This is a genomic window from Rhodococcus sp. P14 (genome assembly GCF_000256505.1).
GTDB lineage: Bacteria > Actinomycetota > Actinomycetes > Mycobacteriales > Mycobacteriaceae > Rhodococcus > Rhodococcus ruber.
This window is the reverse complement of the sequence record NZ_AJFC01000105.1, coordinates 1-3,522: the sequence shown is the minus strand read 5'-3', so window position 1 is coordinate 3,522 and position 3,522 is coordinate 1. Positions and strand designations below refer to the sequence as shown.

Below are 3,522 nucleotides of genomic sequence, written 5' to 3'. Positions count from 1 at the left end.
ATGCTGCGGCTGCCGCTGATCGCGCTCATGGCCCTGGTGGGCCCGGTGATCGTGGTGGCGCACTGGCTGCCCGTCCTGTTCCTGACCGTCCTCACCGGCTACGCCCTCGCGGCGCTCGGGTGGCTCGTTCTGGTGCTCCGCGGGCCCGTCCGGCATTCGTGGTGGGCTCCCACGCTGGTCGACATCGTCGCGCTGCTCGGCCTGTGTGCCGCCTCCGGTGGTGCGACGTCGGTGCTCCTGCCGGTGTTCTTCCTGCTGCCCGTCACCGTCACGTTCCTGCACCGGCCCTGGTGGACGGCGGCGGTCGGCGTCGCCACCGCCACAGGCTTCCTGCTCGTGTGGTTGTTCTACGCGGTCCGGGACGACGGTGTCGATCTGCCCGCGGTGGTGTACCTCTACTTCGGTTTCATGGTGTGGCTGGCTGCCGCGATGACCGGTCTGTCCGTGGTGCTCGCGCACCGGGCGGACGCGGTCGCCGCGCTGCTGGCCACGCGGCGACGGCTCGTCACCGAGGCCCTCGACGCGGAGAGCCGCGAACGGCAGTTGCTCGCCGAACAACTGCACGACGGTCCGCTGCAGAACGTGCTCGCCGCCCGCCTGGACGTGGAGGAGGCCGGCGAGCGGCGTCCCGACGACGCGCTGCTCGCCGCGGACACCGCACTGCGCGAGGCCGCCCGGCAGTTGCGCTCGACCGTGACGACGCTGCACCCGCAGGTGCTGTCGCAGCTCGGGCTCGCCACTGCGCTGCGCGAGCTGGCCGAGCAGAGCGCGCGACGCGGCGGGTTCGCCGTCGACGTCGTCGTCGACGGGTCCTTCCCGCGCGAGGAGGCGCTGCTGTTCTCCGTGGCGAGGGAGTTGCTCGGAAACGTCGTCAAGCATGCGAAGGCGACGTCGGTGCGGGTGCGGCTGGTGCGCCGCGGCCCCGACATGGTGCTCGAGGTGGCCGACGACGGCTGCGGGTTCGACCCGGCGACGCTTCCCGACCGGGTCGGGCAGGGACACATCGGACTGGCGTCGCACGTGCTGCGCGTCGAGTCGGTCGGCGGTACCGCCGTGGTGCGGTCGGCGCCCGGCGACGGGACGACGGTGACCGTCACCGTCCCGGCCACCGAGCCCGACGGCGCGGCCCTCAGGCCGGGACGAGCCCGCTGACCTGCGCCAGCAGTTCGAGCGAGCGCAGCCACGCCTTGCGGCCCGGAGCCGACGACACGACGATCAGTTCGTCGGCTTGTGCGCGCTCGGTGAAGCGGTCGAGATAGTCGCGCACCTCGCCCGGGGTACCGACGGCGGTGTAGCGCAGCATCTGCAGCACCTGCTGCCCGGCGGGGGCGTCGAGCAGCATCTCGACCTCCTCGTCGGTGAACGTGCGGCCCCGGCCGAGCATCTGCCGGATGCGCTGCCGCTTGGTGGCCTCGAACAGGGCGTCCGCCTCGTCCGTGGTGTCCGCGGCGATCACGCCGACGCCCGCGACGACGTACGGCTCGGACAGTTGTTCGGACGGCTGGAACTCGCGCCGGTACAGCGCGACGGCGTCCTCGAGCGCCTGCGGCGCGAAGTGCGACGCGAACGCGTACGGAAGACCGAGCAGCGCGGCGAGTTTCGCCCCGAACAGCGACGAGCCGAGGATGTACAGCGGCACGTTCGTGCCCTTGCCGGGGACGGCGTCGACGCCCGGGATGCGGGACTGCCCGCGCAGGTAGGCCTGCAGCTCGAGCACGTCCTGCGGGAAGCTGTCGGCCGACGACGGGTCGCGGCGCAGTGCCCGCAGCGTGTTCTGGTCGCTGCCGGGGGCGCGGCCGAGGCCGAGGTCGATGCGGCCCGGGTGCAGCGTCTCGAGGGTGCCGAACTGCTCGGCGATGGTCAGCGGCGAATGGTTGGGCAGCATGATGCCCCCGGCGCCGAGCCGGATCGTGGAGGTGTGCGCGGCGACGTGCGCGATCAGCACGCTGGTGGCCGACGACGCGATGGTCGGCATGTTGTGGTGTTCGGCGTACCAGATGCGGCGGTAGCCCCACTGCTCGGCGCGCTGAGCCATGTCCACGCTCGCGGCGAAGCTGTCGCGCGCGGTTTCGTCACGGCCGATGTGAGCCAGGTCGAGAATCGATAGTGGTGTGGTCACCGGGATCCTTCGCGTGTCCGGGGCCCGGTGTCGGGATCCGGGCACACGATCGGTCCAACCATCCCGGACGGTCCGCTATTCCGTGACGTGCGCCTCGTCGCCGTTCACCGCAGCGGGTTCACGTCGGTGGCGGTCTCCTCGTCGAGGATCGTCTCGGTCGTGTACCGCCCGAAGCCGCCGCGGTAGAACAGCAGCGGGCCGTCGTCGTGCAGCGCGGTGAGCCCGGTGACGCGGGCGACGACGATGGTGTGGTCCCCGGCGTCGTGCTCGGCCTCGACCACCGCTTCGATGCGGGCCAGGGCGCCGGTGAGCGCGGGTGCGCCGTTGTCCCCGCGCGTCCAGTCCACGCCGGTGAACTTGTCGCCGCCGCTGACGGCGAACGCCATGCACGTATCGCGCTGGTCGTGGGCCAGGACGTTGATCGCGAGGGTGCCGATCTCCCGGATCCTCGGCCAGGTCTGCGACGTGCGGGCGGGGCAGAACGACACGAGCGGTGGATCCAGCGACACCGACGCGAACGACTGGCACGCGAATCCCAGCGGTTCACGGCCGTCGTGGCCGGTCACGACGGTGACGCCGGTGCAGAAGTTGCCCAGCACGTCGCGCATGGTCCGGGGATCGAGCACCGTGTGTTCCGCGGCCATCGAGGCTCCTCTCGGGTAGGTCTGTGTCCAGTGTCCGTCATGCCGGTGCGTGCGATGCAAATCGCTCCCGGTCGGCGGGAGCGCGACGGCGGTGACCGGTCGGGTTCGGACGACGCGGTCAGTCGAGCCGGCCGGGCGTGGGGCAGCTGCGAGCGGTGATCGGCAGTTCACCGCGGTCGGCGAGCTCGTCGACGGTCTCGCGCAGATCGGCGCAGCTGTGGAGGGCGGGACGACCGTGCTCGGCGTCGGCGCGGAAGCGCGCGCACGACCGGGCGGCGTCGGTGAGCCACTGGATGCTCGTGTGGACGGGACTGTACTTCTCGGCGAGCACGCGGTTACCGCAGGTGCGGCAGGTGACGGGGTGCACGACGGACCTCCTCAGTTCTGTCGCATGTCGGCCGGCGCCCAGAAGGCCCGCATGCTCGTGATGAGGCCGTTCTCGTCGAACGTCATGACATCGATGGGTTCGATCTCGTAGCGCTGCCCGTCGGTTTCCGTGACCACCCGGAAGTGGAAGGCGGCGCCGGCGTCGGTGATGCGGAGCGTCAGCAGCTCCGTTTCGTTCCGCGTGTTCTCCACCGCGCGGTAGAACGCCCGGATGGCCTCGTGGCCCACCTTCGGTTCGCTGCCGGCGGGATCCTCGACGGTGGCGTCGGGCGCGTAGAGGGCGGTGATCTCGTCGGCGGTGCCGTTCGCGACGGCGGAGAGGTAGGCCGTGACGGTGGCGCGGATGCGGTCCGTTCGGGTGGCGAGGTCGGT

At 71.5% G+C, this 3,522-nt stretch carries 5 protein-coding genes; 1 reads left to right on the top strand and 4 read right to left on the bottom strand.

The genetic code is table 11. The features are described from left to right. A partial coding sequence (locus OEY_RS28140) for a sensor histidine kinase (RefSeq protein WP_010593251.1) occupies window positions 1-1,152 on the top strand: 1,152 nt, incomplete at its 5' end. On the opposite strand, the gene OEY_RS0107375 is transcribed toward OEY_RS28140, so the two are convergent. The 4 genes from OEY_RS0107375 to OEY_RS0107360 form a co-directional block, all read right to left on the bottom strand. Beyond that, complete coding sequence (locus OEY_RS0107375) at window positions 1,130-2,119, bottom strand: LLM class flavin-dependent oxidoreductase (RefSeq protein ID WP_010593250.1); 990 nt, start codon at window positions 2,117-2,119, stop codon at window positions 1,130-1,132. The genes OEY_RS28140 and OEY_RS0107375 overlap by 23 nt on opposite strands. A 104-nt stretch (window positions 2,120-2,223) precedes the next feature. Then, window positions 2,224-2,763 carry a flavin reductase family protein gene (locus OEY_RS0107370; RefSeq protein WP_010593249.1) on the bottom strand — a complete coding sequence of 180 codons (540 nt, stop codon included), beginning with the start codon at window positions 2,761-2,763 and terminating at the stop codon, window positions 2,224-2,226. 118 nt (window positions 2,764-2,881) lie between these two features. Further along, window positions 2,882-3,130: a hypothetical protein gene (locus OEY_RS0107365; RefSeq protein ID WP_010593248.1), complete on the bottom strand. Its 249-nt coding sequence runs from the start codon at window positions 3,128-3,130 to the stop codon at window positions 2,882-2,884. Window positions 3,131-3,141: 11 nt separating this feature from the next. Beyond that, window positions 3,142-3,522: nuclear transport factor 2 family protein (locus tag OEY_RS0107360; protein WP_010593247.1), on the bottom strand; the 381-nt coding region annotated here is incomplete at its 5' end.

What these genes read in the sequence shown, in the direction of transcription:
- OEY_RS0107370 (WP_010593249.1), bottom strand. Translation starts at nt 2,763, where the DNA reads ATGGCCGCGGAACACACGGTGCTCGATCCCCGGACCATGCGCGACGTG.